The sequence below is a fragment of the Blautia sp. AM47-4 genome (assembly GCF_003479865.1).
Lineage (GTDB): Bacteria > Bacillota > Clostridia > Lachnospirales > Lachnospiraceae > Fusicatenibacter > Fusicatenibacter saccharivorans.
The window spans coordinates 21,359-43,147 of the sequence record NZ_QUHY01000022.1; the positions used below are offsets into that span (position 1 = coordinate 21,359).

Consider the following 21,789-nt stretch of genomic DNA (forward strand, 5'->3'; position numbering starts at 1 on the left):
GAAGGAGAAGAAACATGAATTATCAGTGGTACCCGGGTCATATGACGAAGGCCCGCAGACAGATGCAGGAAGACTTAAGGCTCATCGACCTGATGATTGAGCTGGTCGATGCGAGAGTTCCTGCAGCGAGCCGCAACCCGGATATAGATGAACTTGGAAAGAACAAAGCACGGCTGATTCTGCTGAACAAATCGGACCTTGCCGATGAGCGCGGAAACGATGCCTGGATGGAATATTTCAAGGGAAAGGGATATTCTGTTGTGAAGGTCAATTCCCGTTCCGGAGCCGGCATGAAAGCGATCAACAGCGCCGTACAGGAGGCCTGCAAAGAGAAAATCGAGCGCGACCGCAAACGCGGCATCCTGAACCGTCCGGTCCGCGCGATGGTTGTCGGTATTCCGAACGTCGGAAAATCGACATTTATCAATGCGTATGCGGGCAGAGCCTGTGCGAAAACCGGAAACAAACCGGGCGTCACGAAGGGAAAACAATGGATCCGTCTGAGCAAACAGCTGGAGCTTCTGGACACACCTGGTATCCTGTGGCCGAAGTTTGAGGACCAGCAGGTGGGACTGCATCTTGCGATGATCGGTTCCATCAACGATGAGATCCTGAACGTAGAGGAGCTGGCGCTGTCCGTCATCGATTATCTGACGGCAGAGTATCCGGGAACGCTGGAGAAACGCTTTGGCTTTGAAGGTGTGACGGATCGTGTGGAAATCCTGGGTGAGATTGCGCGTGTGCGCGGCTGCCTGAAAAAGGGAAATGAGCTCGATTACGAAAAAGCAGCACGGCTTCTGATGGATGATTTCCGGAGCGGAAAGCTCGGCAGAATCACGCTGGAAAAACCGGAATAAATGGATTTATCAAAATAAAAAATGCGGAGAACAACGATGACAGAGAAAAAACAATCAATATCCGCCATACGGGAAATTTTTGCGGCAGCTCGGAGACGGAGCTGCCCGCCCTTTATCTGGAATACGAAGAGGATTCCCGTGCCGGCGTACAAAATCTGATTCAAAAATACCAGAAACAGGAAGAGGCCTTGAAAAAAGAGCGCGAGCGCACGGAACAGATGAAGATCTACGAGCACAAATATGAGGATCTTGGCTGGATCTGCGGCATCGACGAGGTCGGAAGAGGCCCTCTGGCGGGCCCTGTGGTCGCAGGTGCGGTCATTCTGCCGCGCGACAGTAAAATCCTGTATCTGAACGATTCCAAGCAGCTGACGGCCAAAAAACGCGACGAGCTGTACGATGTGATCATGCGTGAGGCAGTGGCCGTCGGCATCGGCTATGCCTCTCCGGCGCGGATCGACGAGATCAATATTTTACAGGCAACGTACGAGGCGATGCGGGAGGCGATCAGCAAGCTTTCCGTGAAGCCGGATGTGCTCTTAAACGATGCGGTGAAAATCCCGCAGGTGGACATCCGCCAGGTGCCGATCATCAAGGGAGATGCCAAGAGTGTTTCGATTGCGGCGGCAAGTATTATTGCGAAGGTGACAAGGGACCGCCTGATGGAAGAGTACGACAAGGTGCTTCCGGGCTACGGTTTTGCATCGAACAAGGGCTACGGTTCGGCAGAGCATATCGCTGCTTTAAAAGAAATCGGCCCGTCACCGATCCACCGGCAGTCGTTTATCGGCCATTTCGTGTAAAGGCGCCGCATCAAAAAAAGGAGAGGGTATCGCATTTGAACCAGCGGGAAGTAGGAACGAGACAGGAGAGCCGTGCGGCAGAATATCTGGAAAGCCTGGGATATCATATCTTGGTGCGGAATTTCCGGTGCCGCTTCGGTGAGATCGACCTGATCGCAAAACAGGACGACACATACATTTTTATCGAAGTAAAATACCGCACCGGCCGGACAGCCGGAGACCCGACAAGCGCCGTGGATGGAAAGAAACAGAAGAAAATTTCAAAAACAGCAGATTACTACCGCATGCTCCACCAGATCCCGATGGATGTGCCCTGCCGCTTCGACGTCGTGGCAGAGACACCGGAGGAGATCCGCGTCTATGCGAACGCGTTTTATTATCAGGGGAGCGGCTGGTAGGAAGGGAGTTTTTATGATACCAATTCAATGGAAACAAAACGATAAAAAAACGATGCATGTCAACGAGGCGGAAAACGGCGTGGTCTATCTGACCTGGCCGGCGATTGAGAAAATTGAGGGCATCCGCCATGCATTTTCTACACGGATCGGCGGGGTGAGTAAGAAACATCTTTCCAGCATGAATCTCAGCTTTTCGCGCGGCGACGATCCGGCGAATGTGCGGGAGAATTACAGAAGATTCTGTGAGGCGGCGGGGTTTGAAGTGGAAAACATTGTTACCTCCGATCAGGCACACACGACGAAGGTCCGTTATGTGACGAAAGCAGACTGCGGCAGCGGCGTGACAAGAGACCGCGATTTTCATGATATTGACGGTATGATCACTGATGAGCCGGGCGTCGTACTTGCGACATTCTATGCGGACTGCGTGCCGCTCTACTTTGTCGACCCGGTGCACCGTGCAATTGGACTTTCACATTCCGGCTGGCGTGGAACGGTCCACAAGATGGGACAGGCAACGCTCGATGCGATGCACGAACGGTTTGGAACAGAAGCAAAAGATGTGATCGCAGCCGTCGGCCCGTCGATCTGCCAGGACTGCTACGAGGTGAGCGGTGACGTGATCGAAGAGTTCCGGGCAGCATTCCCGGAAACACTGCATGAGAAACTGTTCTACGGAAAACCAGATGGAAAATACCAGTTAAATCTCTGGGAGGCGAATCATCAGATCCTTCTTGCGGCAGGAGTGCCGGAGAAGCAGATTCATCTGCCGAACCTCTGCACCTGCTGCAACCCGGATTTCCTGTATTCCCACCGTGCATCGAAGGGAAAAAGAGGAAACCTCGCGGCATTCCTTTCCCTGGTCTGAAAACAGAATAGAAAGCAGCAAAAAACGGACCTGGAAAAAACAGATCCGTTTTTTGCTGTATGCATCCGGCGGACACAAAATCGATTATCTGTGTTTTGCCAGCAGCTTATTGATTTTCTCTGTCGTAGACTGTACTTTTGCAACGGATACGTCGTGGTTAAGCGTATCGATGATGCTTGCCATATATTTGCTCATCTCAGCCGGCTCATACCAAGGACGGGAAACGAGTTCCGGTGTACGGTAGGTCAGGTCGGTGGTGATGACTTTGCTGATATAGCCTTTCTCATAGTAAGCATCGAATTTCTCCAGACCATCGGTGAAGAGGCCGAAGGTGGTGCAGACAAAGACGTGGTCAGCGCCGCGCTCTTTGACCTGTTTTGCAACGTCGAGCATACTCTCACCGGAGGAGATCATATCGTCGATGATGACAACATCTTTTCCTGCTACGGAATCGCCGAGAAACTCATGTGCCACGATCGGGTTCTTTCCGTTTACGATGGTGGAGTAATCTCTTCTCTTATAGAACATACCCATATCGACGCCGAGCACGTTGGAGAAGTATACGGCACGCGCCATCGCTCCCTCGTCCGGGCTGATGATCATCAGATGATCGTTGTCGATCGTCAGATCCGGAACGGAACGAAGAAGGGCTTTTAAAAACTGGTAGGTTGGCATGAAGTTGTCAAAGCCGCCGAGCGGAATTGCGTTCATGACACGAGGATCGTGTGCGTCGAAGGTGATAAAGTTGGAAACACCCATGTTCATCAGCTCCTGCAGAGCAAGTGCGCAGTCGAGAGACTCACGTTTGGTGCGCTTATGCTGTCTTCCTTCATAAATGAAAGGCATGATTACGTTGATCCGGTGTGCTTTTCCTGTTGCAGCAGCGATGATACGTTTCAGATCCTGATAATGGTCATCCGGTGACATGTGGTTCTCGTAGCCGCAGACCTTGTAAGTGATGCTGTAGTTGCAGACATCAACCAGGATGTAAAGATCGGCACCGCGGACGGATTCGTTGATCTTTCCTTTTGCTTCGCCGGAACCGAAACGCGGGCACTCGCAGTCAATCAGAAAAGAATCCTCGGAATATCCGGAAAAGGAAACCCCGTTGCGGCGCTCGGCGAGCTCTTTACGGAACTGAACCAGATACGCATCAACTTTTTTTGCCATTTCCATACTGCCCGGCAGAGCTGCGAGCTTTAACGGAGCAACCGGAATGGAATTTTCAAGTAAATCTAAATTAGCCATACAAACCTCCAGTAATCGACATTTTTTACAAACCATTTACTTCCTATTTATATCATCTTGGGAAAGGGTGCGTCAAGCAAAAAACGAAAGAATCCTTGCTTTTTGTGCAGGTTGTTGTTATTATAATGGATGAATGTCCGGAAGGTATGCAAAAAAAGCACGCTTTTTACTGGGCAAAGAGAAGTTATAAAGAAGTAAATGGAAAGGCCAAAACGTAAGATCTGTGAAAAACAAGACGAAACACATTATCAAGACAATAGAACCGGGCAGTATTGCCGAAGAACTGGAACTCGAACCGGGCGATGAACTGCTCCGCGTGAACGGGGAAATCATCGAGGACGTCTTCGATTACCACTTCCAGACCAACGACACGTATCTGGAACTCACGATCCGGAAAAAGGACGGCGAGGAATGGGACCTGGAAATCGAAAAAGAGTATGACGAGGAAATCGGCATCACATTCGAGAACGAGTTCATGGATCAGTACCGTTCCTGCAGCAACAACTGCATTTTCTGCTTCATCGATCAGATGCCGCCGGGAATGCGTCCCACCTTGTATTTTAAGGATGACGATTCGCGTCTGTCCTTCCTGCAGGGAAACTATATTACACTGACCAACATGAGCGACCACGATATCGACCGGATTATCCGCTACCATCTGGCACCGATCAATATTTCGTTCCAGACAACGAACCCGGAGCTCCGCTGCAAAATGCTGCACAACCGTTTTGCGGGCAATATCTTTCCGAAGGTCCAGCGCCTTTACGAGGCGGGAATCGAGATGAATGGACAGATTGTGCTCTGCAAGGGATACAACGACGGCGCAGAGCTGGAGCGCAGTATTTCGGATCTGTCAAAATATCTGCCGCATCTGAAAAGTGTTTCGGTTGTCCCGGTCGGACTTTCGAAGTACCGCGACGGACTGGCGCCTCTGGAACCGTTTACCAGGGAGGATGCAAAAGAAGTTCTTGCCACGATTCACAAATGGCAGAAAAAGCTGTATGAACAGTGGGGACTTCACTTTATCCATGCTGGTGATGAATGGTATCTGCTGGCGGGAGAGCCGATTCCGGAGGAGGAAAATTACGATGGCTATATCCAGCTGGAAAACGGAGTGGGAATGCTCCGGCTTCTGGAGGACGAGGTTGCGGAAGAACTTTCGAAACGAGAAGGGGACGACCGTCACCGTCATGTAACGATTGCGACCGGAAAAGCTGCGGCGCCGTCGTTGGAAAAACACATGCAGAAAATTCGTGAAAAATATCCGAATGTACAGGCGGAGGTTATCACGATTATCAACTATTTCTTTGGAGAATCCATTACCGTATCCGGTCTGATTACCGGAAAGGATCTGATGGAGCAGTTAGAGGGAAGAGATCTTGGCGACTGCCTGCTGCTTCCGTGCAACATGCTCCGTTCGGGAAAAAACGTCTTTCTCGACGATGTGACGGTGGAAGAGGTGGAAGAGCGCCTGAAAACACCGGTACAGATTATCGATGAGCCGGGCAGCGACCTGGTGAAAGCAGTTGTGGAGGAAAACCAGGAGACGATACACAGAAGGAGAACAATGTATGAGCAAGCCGATTGTAGCAATTGTGGGCCGGCCGAACGTGGGTAAATCCACCCTGTTTAATGTATTAGCCGGAGACAATATTTCGATTGTAAAAGACACACCGGGTGTAACCCGTGACCGTATTTATGCCGACGTGGAGTGGCTGAACCACAAATTTACGCTGGTAGACACCGGCGGTATTGAGCCGGAATCCAAAGATATCATTCTCTCCCAGATGAGAGACCAGGCGCAGATCGCCATTGATACCGCAAATGTCATCATCTTCATCACTGACGTCCGTCAGGGCCTTGTAGATGCCGATGCAAAAGTAGCTGATATGCTCAGAAGAAGCCGCAAGCCGGTTGTGCTGGTGGTCAACAAAGTCGACAACTTCGACCGTCAGATGATGGATGTTTATGAATTCTATAACCTCGGCATCGGAGAGCCGCACGCCATTTCCGCATCCGGAAAGCTCGGCATCGGCGATATGCTCGATGAGGTGACAGGATATTTTGATCCGGAGATGGAAAACGAGGAGGAGAGCGAGATTCCGCGCATCGCCATTGTTGGAAAACCGAACGTCGGAAAATCCTCTCTGGTCAACAAACTGCTGGGCTCGAACCGTGTCATCGTATCCGACATCGCCGGAACGACGCGCGATGCGATCGATACCACGATCATGCACAATGGAAATGAATATATTTTCATCGATACCGCAGGCCTTCGAAAGAAAAACAAGATCAAAGAGGAGCTGGAGCGGTACAGCATCATCCGTACCGTATCTGCCGTAGAGCGCGCAGATGTCGTTGTTCTTCTGATCGATGCAACCGAGGGCGTCACCGAGCAGGATGCCAAAATTGCCGGTATCGCCCATGAGCGTGGAAAAGGTATGATCATTGCGGTAAATAAATGGGATGCCTTGGAAAAAGATGACAAGACGATCTACCGCTTTACCGAAAAAGTAAGAAATACATTGGCTTACATGCCGTACGCAGAGCTTTTGTTCATCTCTGCGAAGACAGGACAGCGTCTTCCGAAGCTGTTCGAGACGATCGACATGGTTCTGCAGTACCAGAACCTGCGCGTACAGACCGGTGTCCTGAACGAGATTCTGACCAAGGCAATGGCAATGCAGCAGCCGCCGTCAGACCGTGGAAAACGACTGAAAATCTACTACATGACACAGGTTTCGGTCAAACCGCCGACATTTGTTATTTTCGTCAACGACAAAGAACTGATGCATTTCTCCTATGTTCGATATCTGGAGAATAAAATCAGAGAGTCGTTCGGCTTCCGCGGCACACCGCTGAAATTCATCATCAGAGAACGAAAAGAGAAGGAGCAGTAAAGAGTTATGGTACGGATCATATGCCTTTTGATCGGATACGCATTTGGCCTTTTTCAGACCTCATATATTTATGGAAGGACGAAGGGAATTGATATCCGGGAACACGGCAGCGGAAACGCAGGAACGACCAACGCGCTCCGGACTTTAGGGAAAAAAGCAGGCGCCATCACGCTTGCCGGCGACTGCATCAAATGCATTCTGGCGGTCCTGACGGTACGCCTGATCTTCGGTGCATCGCACCCGGAACTGCTGAAACTGCTGACGGTGTATGCTGCGGCCGGAACGATTCTCGGCCACAACTTCCCGTTTTACTTAGGCTTCCGCGGCGGAAAAGGAATCGCTGCAACCGCGGGTCTGATTATCTCGTTTGACTGGAGAATCACGCTGGTCTGTGCAGCGCTGTTTTTCCTGAATCTTGCAGTAACACACTATGTTTCCCTCGGTTCCATGATGGTTTACGTTGTCTTTTTTGCGATGGCCGTTATCATGGGACAGGCGGGCTGCTTTGCGCTGGAACCGCCGTATCTCTATGAGATGTACGTGGTGATCGCACTTCTTGCCGTGCTTGCCTTCTGGGAGCACCGTGCAAACATCAAGCGCCTCATCGCGGGAACAGAGCGGAAAACGTATTTATCCAAAAAGTCGGAGAAATAAAATATGGCAAAGATTAGTATCATCGGAGCAGGAAGCTGGGGAACCGCCCTCGGCCTCCTGCTCTGCAACAACGGGCATGACGTGACGATCTGCTCGGAAAATGAAAAGGAAATTGAGAGCTTAAAGGAACACAGAGAGCATCTGACGAAGCTTCCGGGCGTAAAACTGCCGGATGAAATGAAGTTCACCTGCGATGTGCGCGGCTCCCTTTCCGGACAGGACATCCTTGTGATGGCAAAAGCATCCCCGTACGTGCGAACCACATGTAAAAAGTATGCGGCGGATATTCCGGACGGCCAGCTCATCGTCAATGTGGCAAAAGGCGTGGAAGCCGATACCCTGATGACGATGTCTCAGATCATCGAGGAGGAAGTGCCGGGAACGAATGTCGTTGTTCTCTCCGGACCGAGCCATGCAGAGGAGGTCGGCCGCGGCCTGCCGACCACGATCGTTGTCGGCGCGCATGACCGCGAGAGCGCACTGTATGTGCAGAATGTGTTCATGAGCCCGGTCTTCCGCGTTTACACAAGCCCGGACATCACGGGAATTGAACTTGGCGGAGCTCTGAAAAATGTCATCGCACTGGCAGCCGGAACGGCGGATGGTCTTGGCTACGGCGACAATACGAAAGCGGCTCTGATTACCCGCGGGATCGCGGAAATTGCACGGCTCGGCACGGCGATGGGTGCCCATGCGGAAACCTTCTATGGCCTTTCCGGCATCGGTGACCTGATTGTAACGTGTGCGTCCGTACACAGCCGGAACAGGAAAGCAGGATATCTGATCGGCCAGGGAAGAACAATGCAGCAGGCGATGGATGAGGTTCAAATGATTGTTGAAGGTGTCTATTCCGCAAAAGCGGGGCTTACCTTGTCAGAAAAATTCGGAATCGAAACGCCGATCATTCAGGCAGTCAATCAGGTTCTGTTTGAAAACAAAAACCCGAAACAGGCTGTGGATGAACTGATGCAGCGTATGAAAAAAGACGAACTCGCCCCGGATCTCTGGGAGCGGTAAAAATAAGAAACCTGTCACTTCTGTGAAATGATACAGAGACGGCAGGTTCTTTTTTTTGTGCAGACCGAAATTTTTCAGCAAAAATACGGGAAAAAGATGACAATACTTTCGAAATCAAGTATAGTAATAGAAAGCGGAATAATTTTAACTGAAAAGATGCGGAGGAAAATACAGCAGGAGGAAGAAAGAATGAGAGGAGTAGAAACAAGAATTCAGGAAATCCGCCATGCCATTTTTACGGAAGTTGCAAAAATGGCGTATGACGTGGACTCCCCGGTGGAAAAGACGATCGAGGAAATTCCTTACCGTGTAATTCCCGGTGAGGTCGGAAATTTTAGAAATGATGTGTTTCTGGAGCGGGCGATTGTAGGAGAGCGGCTTCGCCTTGCAATGGGACTTCCGTGCAGAAGCGCGGCAGAGCACGCCCCGATCTCGGACAATATCAAACTGGCGGACCAGGCGGAGACGTATTATACACCGCCGCTCATTAATGTCATCAAATTTGCATGCAACGCCTGTCATGAAAAACGGGTTCTGATCACGGAGGGATGTCAGGGATGTCTTGCACATCCGTGCGTGGAAGTCTGTCCGAAAAAGGCCATTACGCTGGACCGCACCAATGGACGATCCTATATTGATCAGGATAAATGCGTCAAATGTGGTCAGTGTGCCAAGGTATGCGGATACCAGGCTATTATCATTCAGGAGCGTCCGTGTGCGAGAGCCTGCGGAATGGATGCCATCGGTTCAGATGAGAACGGAAAAGCGGATATCGATTACGAGAAATGTGTATCCTGCGGCCAGTGTCTCGTCAACTGCCCGTTCGGCGCTATTTCGGACAAATCCCAGATCTTCCAGGTAATCCGTGCGATCCAGTCGGGAGAGCGCGTCTATGCAGCGCTGGCACCGGCGTTTGTCGGCCAGTTCGGACCGAAAGTAACGCCTGGAAAACTGCGTGCGGCGATGAAAAAGCTCGGCTTTGCGGATGTCTTTGAAGTTGCGATCGGAGCGGATCTCTGTGCGGCACAGGAGGCAGAGGATTTTGTGAACGAAGTTCCGGAGAAACTGCCGTTTATGGCGACATCCTGCTGTCCGGCCTGGTCTGTAATGGCGAAGAAACTGTTCCCGGATTACGCTAACTGTATCTCGATGGCACTGACCCCGATGACGCTGACGGCGCGTCTGATCAAGAAACACAATCCGAATGCGAAGGTTGTCTTTGTCGGACCGTGTGCGGCGAAAAAACTGGAGGCCATGCGCCGGTCTGTCCGCAGTGAGGTGGACTTCGTTCTGACGTTTGAAGAGATGTCGGGCATTTTCGATGCGCGCCAGGTAGATGTGAGTGCACTTGAGGAAGATCCGGACGGCGTCAGCGATGCATCGGTGGACGGAAGAAACTTTGCTGTCTCCGGCGGCGTTGCAAAATCTGTGGAAAATGTAATCCGTGAAAAATACCCGGACCGCGAAATCAAGATGGCAAATGCAGAAGGTCTGAAGGAATGCCGGAAACTGCTGACAATGGCAAAGGCCGGAAAGTACAACGGTTATCTTCTCGAAGGCATGGCCTGTCCGGGCGGATGCGTGGCAGGAGCCGGCACGATGCAGTCAATCAAAAAGTCGCAGGCGGCAGTCAACAAATATGCGGCGCAGGCAAAACACAAGATTTCCAGTCAGACAGAATATGTAAAAGAACTGGACAAGCTGGTAGACTAAAAAGAACAGCAAGGTGGAGACAAAAGTGAAAAAGAAAAGAAAGATGGGCTTTGCGGCAGCGATTCTTGCAATGGTACTTCTGTTTGCAGGATGCGGCCAGACAGAGACAAAGACGGAGAGCAGAGGGACAAAAAGCACAGGATCAGAAAGTACAGTATCAGAAAATACGCAGACAGAGAGCAGCACAGCGGCATCGGAAACAGAAGATGAGACACCGGTCCATGTGCTTGCATTAAAAGGACCGACCAGCATGGGAATGGTAAAAATGATGAGCGATAACGACAGCAAAGAGTCACCTGCGGACACGTTTGAACTTGCCGCTGCCCCGGATGAGGTCAGCGCAAAACTGGTACAGGGAGAGGTGGATATCGCCGCGGTTCCGGCGAACCTTGCAAGCGTACTCTACAACAAGACAAACGGCGGCGTGCAGGTGCTCGCAGTCAATACGCTCGGTGTCCTTTATATCGTCGAGGACGGTGATACCGTACATTCCATTGCGGATCTGAAAGGCAGAACCATTTATGCGAGCGGCAAAGGTGCAACTCCGGAGTATGCTTTGAATTATATCCTCGAAAAGAACGGTCTCGTACCGGGTGAGGACGTAACGATCGAGTGGAAGAGCGAACACGCCGAGTGCGTGGCAGCACTTGCAGAAGATGCCGATGGAATCGCCATGCTGCCGCAGCCGTTTGTAACGACGGCACAGACGAAAAAAGAAACGCTGCGCACCGCACTTGACCTGACCGAAGAATGGAACAAAATCCAGGAGTCCGAAGGAACGGCGAGTACACTGGTGACAGGTGTTACCGTTGTGCGCACTGCCTTTGCCAAGGAGCATCCGGAAGCAGTTGCAGACTTCATGGAAGCTTACCAGGCATCCGTATCCTACGTAACCGAAAACACGGATGAGGCGGCAAAACTGATCGGGGATTATGACATTGTTCCGGAGGCAGTCGCAAAGAAAGCGCTTCCGGCATGCAACATTGTCTGCATCACCGGTGATGAGATGAAAGAGAAGCTTTCCGGTTATCTCGGTGTACTCAAAGACCAGAACCCGGAGGCAGTCGGAGGAGAACTTCCAGGAGATGACTTCTATTATTCCGAATAAAAACAAAAAAGAGAAACAGAGAAAAACGAAGCTCTGGCCGATCGTGTTCTGGCTTATGATCTGGCAGGCGGTAAGCGTTTTTGTCGGGCAGGAGATCCTTCTGGCATCTCCTGCCGCTGTTTTGAAACGCCTTTTTACGCTTGTAACAGAACCGGTCTTCTGGCAGTCCCTGCTGTTTTCCGGAGCACGCATCGGAGCCGGATTCCTTCTTGGTGCGGCGGCGGGAATTGCAGGAGCTGCACTTGCCGGTCGGTTTTCCATTGCAGAAGAACTCCTGACGCCGCTGGTTGCAGCAGTGAAAGCAGTGCCGGTCGCTTCTTTTGTGATTCTGATCCTGATCTGGGTTTCTTCGAAGAATCTTTCGGTTGTGATTTCGTTTCTGATGGTATTTCCGATCCTGTATACAAACACGCGGAACGGCCTACGGGAACTGGACACAGCGCTTTTGGAGATGACAGACGTTTTTCAGGTTCCGCGGCCGGTGCGGCTGCGCTGGGTGATCCTGCCGCAGCTGTACCCATATATCCGGACGGGATGTTCACTTTCCCTCGGCCTTTGCTGGAAGGCCGGAACGGCAGCAGAAGTAATCGGCATTCCGAACCGATCCATCGGAGAGCATCTGTATCAGGCAAAAATATATCTCGACACACCGGGACTCTTTGCCTGGACGGCAGCGATCGTGTACGTCAGCTTCTGTCTCGAAAAAGCTGTTTTAAAAGGAATGGATCTTGCGGAAAAAAGGATGCTGGTGATGAAATGAGAGAAGATACGATTGAAATCTGCCATCTGAAAAAAGCGTATGGAGAACACGTTATTTTTTCGAATCTTACGATGGAACTGAAAAAAGGAGCAGTGACCTGTCTGATGGCTCCTTCCGGGGCGGGAAAGACAACCCTGCTGCGGATTCTGGCAGGCCTGGAGCAGGCGGACGGCGGAAAAATCGGGGGACTGGAAGCCTTAAGAAAAAGTATGGTTTTCAGGAACCGCGGCTGGCAGAAGAACTGACAGCTGCAGCCAATATCCAGCTCGCGGTAAGGCGCCGCATGTTTGGAAAAGAAAAAAGAAGCTCCCGTCATCTTGTGGAGGAGATGGAGGAACTCGGCCTTTCGGGCTGTGAAAACCAGGCTGTATCGGAACTGTCGGGCGGCATGCGCCAGCGGGTGGCGGTTCTGCGGGCCATGCGCATGGACGCAGATTTCCTCCTTTTGGATGAGCCGTTCCGGGGACTGGATGCGGGGACGAAAAAGAAAACGATGAACTATATCCGCAGAAAAGGAAAAGAAAAAACGATGCTTCTGGTCACGCATGATTTAGAAGAAGCCGAAGCAATGGGGGACTGGATCTGCACCTGCAGCAGACTGGATGGTATCCTCGAAATAAAGAGAAACAGAAAAAGCAGCACAGAAATCTGAAATGGAAAGAAACGGATTTTCTGTGCTGCTTTTGCTGTGAATCCGCAGTTACAGCAGGTCATCCGGTATGGAAGCAGAGCGGAGCTGTTCGTCCATCGTGTCGATGAGCGCCATGTCGGCTTCAGAAAGTTCGAAGTCGAAGACATCCGCGTTGGTAAAAATGCGGTCTGGATGTGTCGATTTCGGGATGACACTGATGCCCTGCTGGACGAGGTAGCGGAGACCGATCTGCGCTTCCGTGCGTACATACTTTTCTGCCAGCTGCTGCATAATCTCACGGTTCAGATAAAGACCTCTTGCGAGTGGCGCATACGCTTGAACGGCGATTCCATGTGAACGGCAGAAAGCGATGAGCGGTTTCCGGTTCCAGAGCGGATGACATTCGATCTGGTTGACGGCCGGGATGACGCCGGAAAATTCAAAGAGGGCGGTAAGGTGCGGCTCCTCGAAGTTGCTGACGCCGATCGATTTTGCACGCCCGGATTCGCGGATTTTTTCGAGTGCGCGCCACGTCTCCGGGTAGCAGCCCGGCACCGGCCAGTGAATCAGGTAAAGATCAACGTAGTCGAGACGGAGACGGTCGAGGCTGCGGTTGAAGGCACCTTCGATATCACCGACCCGCTGCGCGGTATTCCATACCTTTGTGGTAATAAAAAAGTTTTCCCGCGGAATCCCGCTTGCGCGGATCCCGCGGCCGATGCTGTCCTCATTTTTATAGGAGGAGGCGGTATCGATCAGACGGTAGCCGTATTTTGCCGCGGTGACAATTGCTTTTTCTGCCTCTTTTTCTGTCGATTTGTAAGTGCCAAGCCCCAGAAGCGGCATCGCTCTGCCGTCGTTCAATGTGATGGTTGGAATAGAAAGTGCCATAAAAACCCTCCGTATCTTGAATCAAAAAAAGATTCTGCCGTATTTCTCTCATAATTATGTTTAGTATAACATGAAAATTTAAAGAAATCAGACCAAATATATTAAAAAAGTTTAACACAATCGGGAAATGAAAAAAATAACAAGCCACGCAAGAAAAAAGAAGGATGCCAGGACGGCCTGTACGGCGAATTGTACAGAAATTTTGTGGAGGCCGTATTGATTTTGTGCATGAAATAGAGTATAATAAGTTTGAATTGATATTTATTTATCATTCCCTGTACAATCTGCAGGACGTTTCAGGAAAACAAAAGCGGACGAAACGGACGGCAGAGCAGAAAAACGGGGACAGAGGAGGCCATATTATGCATTTATTATATGACGAGAATGGAAATCCCATTCCGCACGGAGCTCACGACGAGCACCATCATCACCATGACCATCATCACGAGGGAGAAGACTGCGGACATGCCTGCAATGCATGCGGTTCCGAAGAAAAATGCAAGGACGAGAATCTTGCCCTTTTAACCTATATGCTGCAGCACAATGAACATCACGCAGCAGAACTCGACGAGATGGCCGACAAACTGGAAAAAGCCGGAATGGCGGACGCCGCAAAACAGATCAGGGAGGGAGTATCCGATTTCCAGAAAGGCAATATGCGCCTGTCCCTTGCACTGACGCTTGTAAAAGAACATTTGAAAGAAGTTAAGTAGAGGAGGCGTAAGTTATGTGCCTTGCAACGGTATACAAAAATCCGGAAAACACAGTTGTCTGTAAAAATGTAAGCCGTATCGATGTCGATGGAGAATACGTTCTCATCCGCGACATCCTGGGCGAAGAGATCAGACTGCAGGGTAAGATCAAAATGGTAGATCTTGCAAACAGCATTGTAGAGCTGGACTGTGAATGATAATTGGTTGACGGAACCAGTTATTCTATAAAAGCGGTTTTAGACCCCGGGGTCTGCGAATCGGAACAAACAGAACAGGCGAACCGGGACTTAGAATAGGAATATATTATATTAAAGCGGAGGTAAATTGAATTATGAAACTTTCAGAAGAGATGAAAAACAAGACCCTTCTGTCTTTTGAGCTGTTCCCGCCAAAGACAGAGAAGGGACTGCAGAATCTGCCGGGTACCATCGACCACCTGATGAAATATAACCCGTCTTACATTTCCTGTACATACGGAGCAGGCGGCGGAAACGTCGGAGCAAATCGTGAAGTATGTCAGATGATCAAAAATGCCGGAACCACACCGGTTACTCATTTCACCGTTATCAAAAACACAAAAGAAGGAATTAAAGAACAGCTGGATCAGTATCTGGCTGACGGCGTAGACCACATGCTGGCACTGCGCGGTGATATTCCGCTTGGCGAGACCACAACCTGCGGTGACTTTGACTACGCTACGGATCTTGTAAAATTCGTACGTGATACCTACGGCGACAAATTTGAAATCGCTGTTGCAGGTTCACCGGAAGGCCACATCTCCTGCAGAAGTCTGGAGTCTGATATCGCAGTTCTGAAACAGAAACAGGACAACGGAGCTGACTACATCATGACACAGCTCTGCTGGGATATGGAGCAGTTCAAATACTGGCTCGATGCAATCCGTAAAGCAGGAATCACCATGCCGGTAGACGTTGGAGTTATGCCGATCCTGGATCAGGCAGCTACCATCAACATGGCACTTTCCAGAAACGGCTGTGTTATGGACAGAGAGCTTTCCAGAATGATCTCCAGACACTGGCTGTTCCCGAACCCATTTGCAGCAAAAGATGCAGAGGGCAAACCGTTCGACGTATTCTACGACAAGAAAGTTGCAGAGTTCAAAGAAGAGGGTATCGAATATACCGTAAAACAGATTGATGCATACCGTGCACTTGGTGTCAATGGAATTCATTTGTATGCACTGAATAAATGGAAAGACGTATCTGAAATCATCGACAGATCCGGCCTTTGCACACTGGTTTAATGAATTAATTACTTGAATTTGGGAGGCATCCGATTTTTATGGCACACGTAATAGCTGTCGCCGGAAAAGGCGGCGTTGGAAAAACAACATTATGCGGCTTGCTGATCCAGTATCTCTGCGAGTCAGGAAAAGGTCCTGTTCTTGCAGTTGATGCGGACGCAAACTCAAACCTGAATGAGGTGCTCGGCGTAGAAGTAGAGGCTACGTTAGGAGATATCCGGGAAGAAATCGCCCGCGCGGAAATGGCGTCAAAAAATCCGATTCCGGCAGGAATGAGCAAGGCAGATTACGCAGAATTCAAATTTGCCGGCGCAATTACCGAGGAAGACGATTTCGACCTTCTCGTGATGGGAAGAACACAGGGAAAAGGCTGCTACTGTTTCGTCAATGGACTTCTGCAGAACCAGCTTGCAAAATTGTACCCGAATTATCCTTTTATGGTAGTCGATAATGAAGCCGGCATGGAGCATATCAGCCGCGGTATTCTTCCGGGAATGGATACAGCTATTTTGGTCAGTGACTGCTCAAGAAGAGGAGTACAGGCCGCTGCGAGAATCGCGGAGCTGATCAAAGAATGCGATATGAAGCCGAAGCAGGTAGGACTGATCGTAAACCGTGCGCCGAATGGCGTGTTAAATGAGGGAACCCGTGAGGAAATTGAAAAACAGGGATTAAATCTCCTTGGCGTTGTTCCGCACGATGATCAGGTTTATGAATATGACTGTGACGGAAAACCAACCGTACGTCTGCCGGAAGACTCTCCGGTACGCGCGGCATTAAAGAAAATCGTAGAAAACCTTGATTTATAAAAACAGAGAATCTGCCCTCCGCTTTGTACACGCTGCAGACGGAGGGATATTTCAAAAGTAAAATATCCCCCATGGGAGGATGTTTTTACCATAAAAATATTAAAATACAATCTTGAGGAGGACAAGATGAGCGAATTCAAATTAACAAGCGTAGAAGAATTCGAACAGGCCACGAATGAGCTCCTGGAAAATGGTGCAAAGGTTGGCGCTGACGCATGGCAGTTTCGTGTAAAAAACCAGACCCCGCACTGTAAATTCGGTGAGCAGGGAACCTGCTGTCGTATCTGTACGATGGGACCTTGCCGTATTACACCAAAGGCACCGAGAGGAATCTGCGGATGCGATGTACACGGTATTGTAGGACGTAACTTCCTGCGCTTTACAGCAGGCGGTTCCGCAACACATTCCGATCATGGCCGTGAGATCTGCCACACACTGCATGAGGCTGATCCAAACGGAAACTACAAAGTAAAAGATCCGGAGAAACTGATCCGTATCGCAAAAGAGTGGGGCGTAGAGACAGAAGGAAAAGATATTTACGATCTGGCACATGAGATGTCCGAGCTGGCTCTTTTAGAGTATGGTAAACCGTTTGGAACACAGAGATTCCTGAAACGTGCTCCGCAGCACACACAGGAAATCTGGGAGAGAGAAGAAATCGCACCGCGTGCGATTGACCGTGAGGTTGCATGTTCTCTTCATATGACTCATATGGGATGTTCTTCCCTTCCGGAAGCACTCGTTCGCCAGTCCCTTCGTTCCGGACTTTCCGATGGATGGGGCGGCTCCATGATGGGTACCGAGTTCTCTGACGTACTGTTCGGAACTCCAAAGCCGATCGAAACCGAGGCAAACCTTGGTGTTATGAAAGAAGATGAAGTAAATATCATCGTTCATGGCCATGATCCGTCACTTTCCGAGATGATCTGCGAATACGCAGACGATCCGGAGATGATCGCATATGCAAAAGAAATGGGAGCAAAGGGAATCAACGTGGCAGGTGTCTGCTGTACTTCCAATGAAGTAGCAATGCGCCGCGGCGTGCCGATGGCAGGTAACTTCCTGCAGCAGGAAAACGTGGTACTGACCGGTGCCTGCGAGGCCATCGTTGTTGACGTACAGTGTATTTTCCCGGCCCTTGGACCTTTAAGCAAATGTTTCCATACTAAATTCGTTACCACCAGCCCGATTGCGCAGATGCCGGATGCAGAATACATTCGTTTCAACGCAAAAACAGCAGGTGAGAATGCAAAAGCCATCGTAAAAATGGCAATTGAAAACTTTAAAAACCGGAAACCGGAGCTGGTACATATCCCGCATATGAAGCAGAAAGCAACCGTTGGATACTCTTTTGAGTCCATCATCAAGACTCTGGATAAAGTAACCAATTCCCAGGTTGACCAGACCGGAACTCTGATGCCGCTGTGGCAGTGTGTGGCATCCGGCGTTATCCGCGGTGCAGTTGCCATGGTAGGATGCAACAACCCGAAAGTCCGTCCGGACACCGCTCACATCGAGCTGATGAAGAAGCTGATCGCGCACGACGTTATCATCGTTGCTTCCGGATGCTCTGCACAGGCAGCAGCAAGAGCAGGTCTGATGGACAAACGTGCTAAAGATCTCTGCGGTGCAGGTCTGAAACGTGTCTGCGAGCTGGCTGATATCCCGCCGGTACTCCACATGGGATCCTGCGTTGATATCTCCCGTATGATGGTTCTTGTAGCAGAACTTGCTAAAATCGGTAATGTCAATATTTCCCAGCTTCCGGTTGTCGGATGTGCTCCGGAGTGGATGTCTGAGAAAGCAGTTTCCATCGGAAACTATGTTGTAGCAACCGGTATCGATACTTACCTTGGCGTAGAGCGTATGTATCCGGATCCACTGAGGTAACAGGACTTCTGACCAACGGTGTCCGCGACTGGGTTGAGGCAGCTTACACAGTAGAAAAAGACATCGACAAGCTGGGCGATGCAATGCTCGCACGAATCGAAGAGAAACGTGCCGCACTCGGCGTATAAAAAGGACAGGGCGGTCCCTGACGTAAAAAGAGACCGCCCTTTTTGAAGTGAAAAGGTGTAAAATGAAAATAGCAGTAACTGGAAAGGGTGGCGTAGGAAAAACAACCATCGCAGCGACCCTTGCAAGACTTTATGCAGAAGAAGGCCATCCGGTTCTGGCTGCAGATGTCGATCCGGATGCCAATCTGGGCCTTGCGCTTGGATTTCCGGAAGAAATCCTCGATTCGATCGTTCCGATTACCAAAATGAGAAAACTGATCGAAGAGCGCACCGAGGCAAGTGCAGACAACCGGTTTTACAAGATAAATCCGAGAGTAAGTGATATCCCCGATAAATACAGCAAAGAGTACAATGGAGTCAAACTCCTGACGCTTGGCACCGTGGAGACGGCCGGAAGCGGCTGTGTCTGCCCGGAGCATGTGATGCTGCGGAGAATCATCAACAGCCTGGTCCTTCACAGAGGGGATGTTGTCATCCTCGACATGGAAGCAGGCCTTGAGCATCTGGGAAGAGGAACGACGGAGGGCATGGATATGTTCATCGTAGTCATCGAGCCGGGTGCAAGAAGTATTCAGACCTATAAGAATGTCAAACGTCTGGCCGAAGAGCTTGGCGTTCATCAGGTTCATGTCGTGGCAAACAAAGTACGCGACGAAAAAGATGAGGCATTCATACAGGACCGTATCCCCCCGGAGGATCTTCTGGGCATGGTCCACTACAACCCGGAAATTATGGAAGCGGACAGGGAAGGTTCGTCTCCATATGATTACAGCGCGGCTGCAGTAGAAGAGATACGGAAAATAAAAACAAAAATCGATAAGTCAAACATGCCTGGCATGGAAAAAGTGTGATAGGAGGAAAAACACATGACATTATTCGAGAGAGTATTTGGCGGAAATGATGCAGTATACGGTCTTACCGAAGCTGCCATTGATGCCGCAATCGCAGCAAACGGAGAGGAAAAAGCAGTCAGCTTCCCGGACACTGCTTACGCACTTCCGTGTTACTATGCTGTAACAGGAGTAAAGGTTACCAACTTAAAAGAGATGAAAGAGGCTCTTGGCGTGGTAAAATCTCTGATGACAAGAGAAAATCAGCTGAATGATGTATTTATGTCCGGTGTTGCAACTGCACTCTGCGCAGAGTTCATCGAGGCAATTAAATACATCGACGGTGCAAAACCATATGATGAGCCGTGCTACGGCCATTTAAGCGATGCCATCATCCGTGAGCTTGGTGTGCCGCTTGTAACAGGCGATATCCCGGGCGTAGCTGTTATCCTTGGAAGCGCTCCGACCGCACAGGAAGGCGTGGATCTGGTTAAGAGCTATCAGGCACAGGGTATTCTTGTAACACTGGTTGGCGGAATCATTGATCAGTGTCAGGAATTAGGATACAAGACCGGCGCAAACGTACGTGTCATCCCGCTTGGAAAAGACGTAACATCTGTAATCCACGTTGTATCCGTAGCAATCCGTGCAGCCTGATCTTCGGTAACGTAACTGCAGGCGATGCAGGCGCACTGATGACCTACACCAAAGACCGTGTACCGGCATTCGTAAATGCTTTTGCTCCTCTGGATGATGTGATCGTTGCATGCGGCGCTGGTGCGATTGCACTTGGTTTCCCGGTTATCACAAACGATGACAAAGACGTTCCGGCTATTCCGAAGAGTCTCATTATCCAGAAGGACGTTTCCAAATTCAACGCAACTTCTCTGGAAGCCCGCGACATCAAGATTAAAATTACAAACATCGATATCCCGGTTGCATTCGCATCTGCATTTGAGGGCGAAATCATCCGCCGCGGTGATATGCAGGTTGAGTTTGACGGTTCCCGTGTAGACTGCTGCGAGCTGGTTCAGACAAAAGATGCTTCCGAAGTAGAAGATCACAAGATCGAGCTGATCGGACCGGACATCGACGAGTTCGAGGTAGGTTCCAAGCACAGCATTGCATACGTGGTTGAGGTTGCCGGAAAGAGCATGCAGCCGGATTTCGAGCCTGTATTTGAGCGTAAATTCCACAGCTACCTGAACTGCATCGAAGGTGTGATGCATACCGGACAGCGTGATATGATCCGTATCCGTGTCAGCAAAGAAGCTTTCAACGCTGGTTTCCGTGCAAAACACTTCGGAGAAGTTCTGTACGCACAGGTGAAGAACGAGTTCGAGGCTGTTGTTGACAAATGCCAGGTTAAGATCTACACCAATCCGGAAGACTGTACCAAGATCCGTCACGAAATTGCAATTCCAGTATTCGACAAACGTGATGAGCGTCTGTCTACCATGACAGATGAATCTGTACCGGTATACTACAGCTGTATCATGTGCCAGGCATTCTCCCCGAGCCATGTATGTGTTGTTACACCAGAGCGTCTCGGACTTTGCGGTGCTGTTTCATGGCTGGATGCAAAAGCTACCAACGAGCTGGATCCGAACGGACCTTGCCAGGTTATCACAAAAGAAAAAGTAATCGATGAGAGAATCGGTGAGTATGAGGATGTTAACGAGGCTGTTCGTAAGCTTTCCCAGGGTGCTCTTGATGACGTATCCCTGTACTCCATCATGGAAAAACCAATGACATCCTGCGGATGCTTCGAGTGTATCTGTGGTATCGAACCATTCTCCAACGGTGTCTGCATCGCAAACCGTGAGTACGCAGGCATGACTCCTTTGGGAATGACCTTCTCCGAGCTGGCTTCCATGACAGGCGGCGGTGTTCAGACTCCTGGATTCATGGGACACGGCAAACACTTCATCGCTTCCAAGAAGTTTATGAAAGCAGAAGGCGGTGTTGCCCGTATCGTATGGATGCCGAAAGAGCTGAAAGAGCAGGTTGCAGAGAAACTGAATGAAACAGCAAAAGAGCTGTACGGTATCGACAACTTTACCGATATGATCGGTGATGAGACCATCGCAGAAGATCCGGAGACACTGGTTGCATTCCTGACCGAGAAAGGTCATCCGGCACTTGGCATGGATCCAATGATGTAATTCGTATTTTACAGGCTTATCCTGTGAAAGAATAAGCAGACCGGCATGGCTTGGGAGGGGATTCCAAAGCGGAGGAGGAAGCCCTTTCCGGCACATGCCGGCAGCTGTAAAGTGATTTTCTGGAAAAAAACGGCTGACGAAG

At 50.2% G+C, this 21,789-nt stretch carries 19 protein-coding genes and 3 pseudogenes; 20 read left to right on the forward strand and 2 right to left on the reverse strand.

Going from position 1 to position 21,789, the window contains the following annotated elements; genetic code table 11:
* The first annotated feature begins 14 nt into the window (after window positions 1-14).
* The 4 genes and pseudogenes from ylqF (at window position 15) to pgeF (ending at window position 2,926) form a co-directional block, all read left to right on the forward strand.
* The gene (ylqF, locus tag DW965_RS13685; RefSeq protein ID WP_117800923.1) at window positions 15-857 is read left to right on the forward strand and encodes a ribosome biogenesis GTPase YlqF; all 843 of its coding nucleotides are present in this window, start codon (window positions 15-17) and stop codon (window positions 855-857) included.
* Window positions 858-893: 36 nt separating this feature from the next.
* Window positions 894-1,660, forward strand: a pseudogene (locus DW965_RS13690) (ribonuclease HII).
* Between the two features lie 35 nt (window positions 1,661-1,695).
* The gene (locus tag DW965_RS13695) at window positions 1,696-2,058 is read left to right on the forward strand and encodes a YraN family protein (protein ID WP_022461514.1); all 363 of its coding nucleotides are present in this window, start codon (window positions 1,696-1,698) and stop codon (window positions 2,056-2,058) included.
* A gap of 13 nt (window positions 2,059-2,071) precedes the next feature.
* Window positions 2,072-2,926: a peptidoglycan editing factor PgeF gene (gene pgeF, locus DW965_RS13700; RefSeq protein WP_243001823.1), complete on the forward strand. Its 855-nt coding sequence runs from the start codon at window positions 2,072-2,074 to the stop codon at window positions 2,924-2,926.
* 84 nt (window positions 2,927-3,010) lie between these two features.
* Here the strand turns inward: pgeF and DW965_RS13705 are convergent, their stop codons facing one another.
* A complete protein-coding gene (locus tag DW965_RS13705; protein WP_117509055.1) occupies window positions 3,011-4,174 on the reverse strand; it encodes a ribose-phosphate pyrophosphokinase in 1,164 nt (387 codons plus the stop codon).
* A gap of 223 nt (window positions 4,175-4,397) precedes the next feature.
* Between DW965_RS13705 and DW965_RS13710 the strand changes: the two genes are divergently transcribed.
* The 9 genes from DW965_RS13710 to DW965_RS21580 all read left to right on the forward strand — a co-directional run bounded on the left by DW965_RS13710 (window position 4,398) and on the right by DW965_RS21580 (window position 12,978).
* Window positions 4,398-5,792 (forward strand): DUF512 domain-containing protein, encoded by a 1,395-nt coding sequence (locus DW965_RS13710; RefSeq protein WP_119198479.1) that lies wholly within the window; start codon window positions 4,398-4,400, stop codon window positions 5,790-5,792.
* Window positions 5,746-7,074 carry a ribosome biogenesis GTPase Der gene (der, locus tag DW965_RS13715; protein ID WP_119198480.1) on the forward strand — a complete coding sequence of 443 codons (1,329 nt, stop codon included), beginning with the start codon at window positions 5,746-5,748 and terminating at the stop codon, window positions 7,072-7,074. The genes DW965_RS13710 and der overlap by 47 nt, the downstream gene beginning before the upstream one ends.
* Window positions 7,075-7,080: 6 nt before the next feature.
* Window positions 7,081-7,728, forward strand: a complete 648-nt coding sequence (plsY, locus tag DW965_RS13720; RefSeq protein WP_055226461.1) for a glycerol-3-phosphate 1-O-acyltransferase PlsY — start codon at window positions 7,081-7,083, stop codon at window positions 7,726-7,728.
* A 3-nt stretch (window positions 7,729-7,731) separates the two neighbouring features.
* Window positions 7,732-8,745 carry an NAD(P)H-dependent glycerol-3-phosphate dehydrogenase gene (locus DW965_RS13725; RefSeq protein WP_119198481.1) on the forward strand — a complete coding sequence of 338 codons (1,014 nt, stop codon included), beginning with the start codon at window positions 7,732-7,734 and terminating at the stop codon, window positions 8,743-8,745.
* A 189-nt stretch (window positions 8,746-8,934) separates the two neighbouring features.
* The gene (locus DW965_RS13730) at window positions 8,935-10,458 is read left to right on the forward strand and encodes a 4Fe-4S dicluster domain-containing protein (protein WP_022461521.1); all 1,524 of its coding nucleotides are present in this window, start codon (window positions 8,935-8,937) and stop codon (window positions 10,456-10,458) included.
* Window positions 10,459-10,483: 25 nt separating this feature from the next.
* Entirely contained in the window at window positions 10,484-11,566 is a 1,083-nt protein-coding gene (locus DW965_RS13735; protein WP_243036638.1) for an ABC transporter substrate-binding protein, read from the forward strand.
* Entirely contained in the window at window positions 11,544-12,326 is a 783-nt protein-coding gene (locus tag DW965_RS13740) for an ABC transporter permease (protein WP_055226458.1), read from the forward strand. The genes DW965_RS13735 and DW965_RS13740 overlap by 23 nt, the downstream gene beginning before the upstream one ends.
* Complete coding sequence (locus DW965_RS21575; protein WP_330421195.1) at window positions 12,323-12,571, forward strand: ATP-binding cassette domain-containing protein; 249 nt, start codon at window positions 12,323-12,325, stop codon at window positions 12,569-12,571. The genes DW965_RS13740 and DW965_RS21575 overlap by 4 nt, the downstream gene beginning before the upstream one ends.
* Before the next feature lie 14 nt (window positions 12,572-12,585).
* Window positions 12,586-12,978 (forward strand): ATP-binding cassette domain-containing protein, encoded by a 393-nt coding sequence (locus DW965_RS21580; RefSeq protein WP_330421199.1) that lies wholly within the window; start codon window positions 12,586-12,588, stop codon window positions 12,976-12,978.
* 48 nt (window positions 12,979-13,026) lie between these two features.
* Here the strand turns inward: DW965_RS21580 and DW965_RS13750 are convergent, their stop codons facing one another.
* Complete coding sequence (locus DW965_RS13750; protein WP_055226455.1) at window positions 13,027-13,848, reverse strand: aldo/keto reductase; 822 nt, start codon at window positions 13,846-13,848, stop codon at window positions 13,027-13,029.
* Window positions 13,849-14,210: 362 nt separating this feature from the next.
* Here DW965_RS13750 and DW965_RS13755 point away from each other — a divergent pair, with 362 nt between their 5' ends.
* From DW965_RS13755 to acsB, 7 genes and pseudogenes are all read left to right on the forward strand, one after another.
* A complete protein-coding gene (locus DW965_RS13755) occupies window positions 14,211-14,561 on the forward strand; it encodes a hypothetical protein (RefSeq protein WP_055218122.1) in 351 nt (116 codons plus the stop codon).
* A gap of 14 nt (window positions 14,562-14,575) precedes the next feature.
* A complete protein-coding gene (locus DW965_RS13760; protein ID WP_117509049.1) occupies window positions 14,576-14,758 on the forward strand; it encodes a CooT family nickel-binding protein in 183 nt (60 codons plus the stop codon).
* A gap of 134 nt (window positions 14,759-14,892) precedes the next feature.
* Window positions 14,893-15,825 carry a methylenetetrahydrofolate reductase gene (locus DW965_RS13765; RefSeq protein ID WP_022462431.1) on the forward strand — a complete coding sequence of 311 codons (933 nt, stop codon included), beginning with the start codon at window positions 14,893-14,895 and terminating at the stop codon, window positions 15,823-15,825.
* A gap of 38 nt (window positions 15,826-15,863) precedes the next feature.
* Window positions 15,864-16,634: an ATP-binding protein gene (locus DW965_RS13770; RefSeq protein WP_118699877.1), complete on the forward strand. Its 771-nt coding sequence runs from the start codon at window positions 15,864-15,866 to the stop codon at window positions 16,632-16,634.
* A gap of 126 nt (window positions 16,635-16,760) precedes the next feature.
* Window positions 16,761-18,652 (forward strand): annotated as a pseudogene (cooS, locus tag DW965_RS13775) (anaerobic carbon-monoxide dehydrogenase catalytic subunit).
* 62 nt (window positions 18,653-18,714) lie between these two features.
* Complete coding sequence (locus DW965_RS13780) at window positions 18,715-19,503, forward strand: ATP-binding protein (RefSeq protein WP_022462428.1); 789 nt, start codon at window positions 18,715-18,717, stop codon at window positions 19,501-19,503.
* A 15-nt stretch (window positions 19,504-19,518) separates the two neighbouring features.
* A pseudogene (acsB, locus tag DW965_RS13785) lies at window positions 19,519-21,647 on the forward strand (acetyl-CoA decarbonylase/synthase complex subunit alpha/beta).
* Window positions 21,648-21,789 lie beyond the last annotated feature (142 nt).

Bases quoted from the DNA above. Each gene is read 5' to 3' on its own strand.
- ylqF (WP_117800923.1), top strand. From the start codon at position 15: ATGAATTATCAGTGGTACCCGGGTCATATGACGAAGGCCCGCAGACAG.
- pgeF (WP_243001823.1), top strand. From the start codon at position 2,072: ATGATACCAATTCAATGGAAACAAAACGATAAAAAAACGATGCATGTC.
- DW965_RS13705 (WP_117509055.1), bottom strand. From the start codon at position 4,174: ATGGCTAATTTAGATTTACTTGAAAATTCCATTCCGGTTGCTCCGTTA.
- der (WP_119198480.1), top strand. From the start codon at position 5,746: ATGAGCAAGCCGATTGTAGCAATTGTGGGCCGGCCGAACGTGGGTAAA.
- plsY (WP_055226461.1), top strand. From the start codon at position 7,081: ATGGTACGGATCATATGCCTTTTGATCGGATACGCATTTGGCCTTTTT.
- DW965_RS13725 (WP_119198481.1), top strand. From the start codon at position 7,732: ATGGCAAAGATTAGTATCATCGGAGCAGGAAGCTGGGGAACCGCCCTC.
- DW965_RS13730 (WP_022461521.1), top strand. From the start codon at position 8,935: ATGAGAGGAGTAGAAACAAGAATTCAGGAAATCCGCCATGCCATTTTT.
- DW965_RS13740 (WP_055226458.1), top strand. From the start codon at position 11,544: ATGACTTCTATTATTCCGAATAAAAACAAAAAAGAGAAACAGAGAAAA.
- DW965_RS21575 (WP_330421195.1), top strand. From the start codon at position 12,323: ATGAGAGAAGATACGATTGAAATCTGCCATCTGAAAAAAGCGTATGGA.
- DW965_RS13750 (WP_055226455.1), bottom strand. From the start codon at position 13,848: ATGGCACTTTCTATTCCAACCATCACATTGAACGACGGCAGAGCGATG.
- DW965_RS13755 (WP_055218122.1), top strand. From the start codon at position 14,211: ATGCATTTATTATATGACGAGAATGGAAATCCCATTCCGCACGGAGCT.
- DW965_RS13760 (WP_117509049.1), top strand. From the start codon at position 14,576: ATGTGCCTTGCAACGGTATACAAAAATCCGGAAAACACAGTTGTCTGT.
- DW965_RS13765 (WP_022462431.1), top strand. From the start codon at position 14,893: ATGAAACTTTCAGAAGAGATGAAAAACAAGACCCTTCTGTCTTTTGAG.
- DW965_RS13770 (WP_118699877.1), top strand. From the start codon at position 15,864: ATGGCACACGTAATAGCTGTCGCCGGAAAAGGCGGCGTTGGAAAAACA.
- DW965_RS13780 (WP_022462428.1), top strand. From the start codon at position 18,715: ATGAAAATAGCAGTAACTGGAAAGGGTGGCGTAGGAAAAACAACCATC.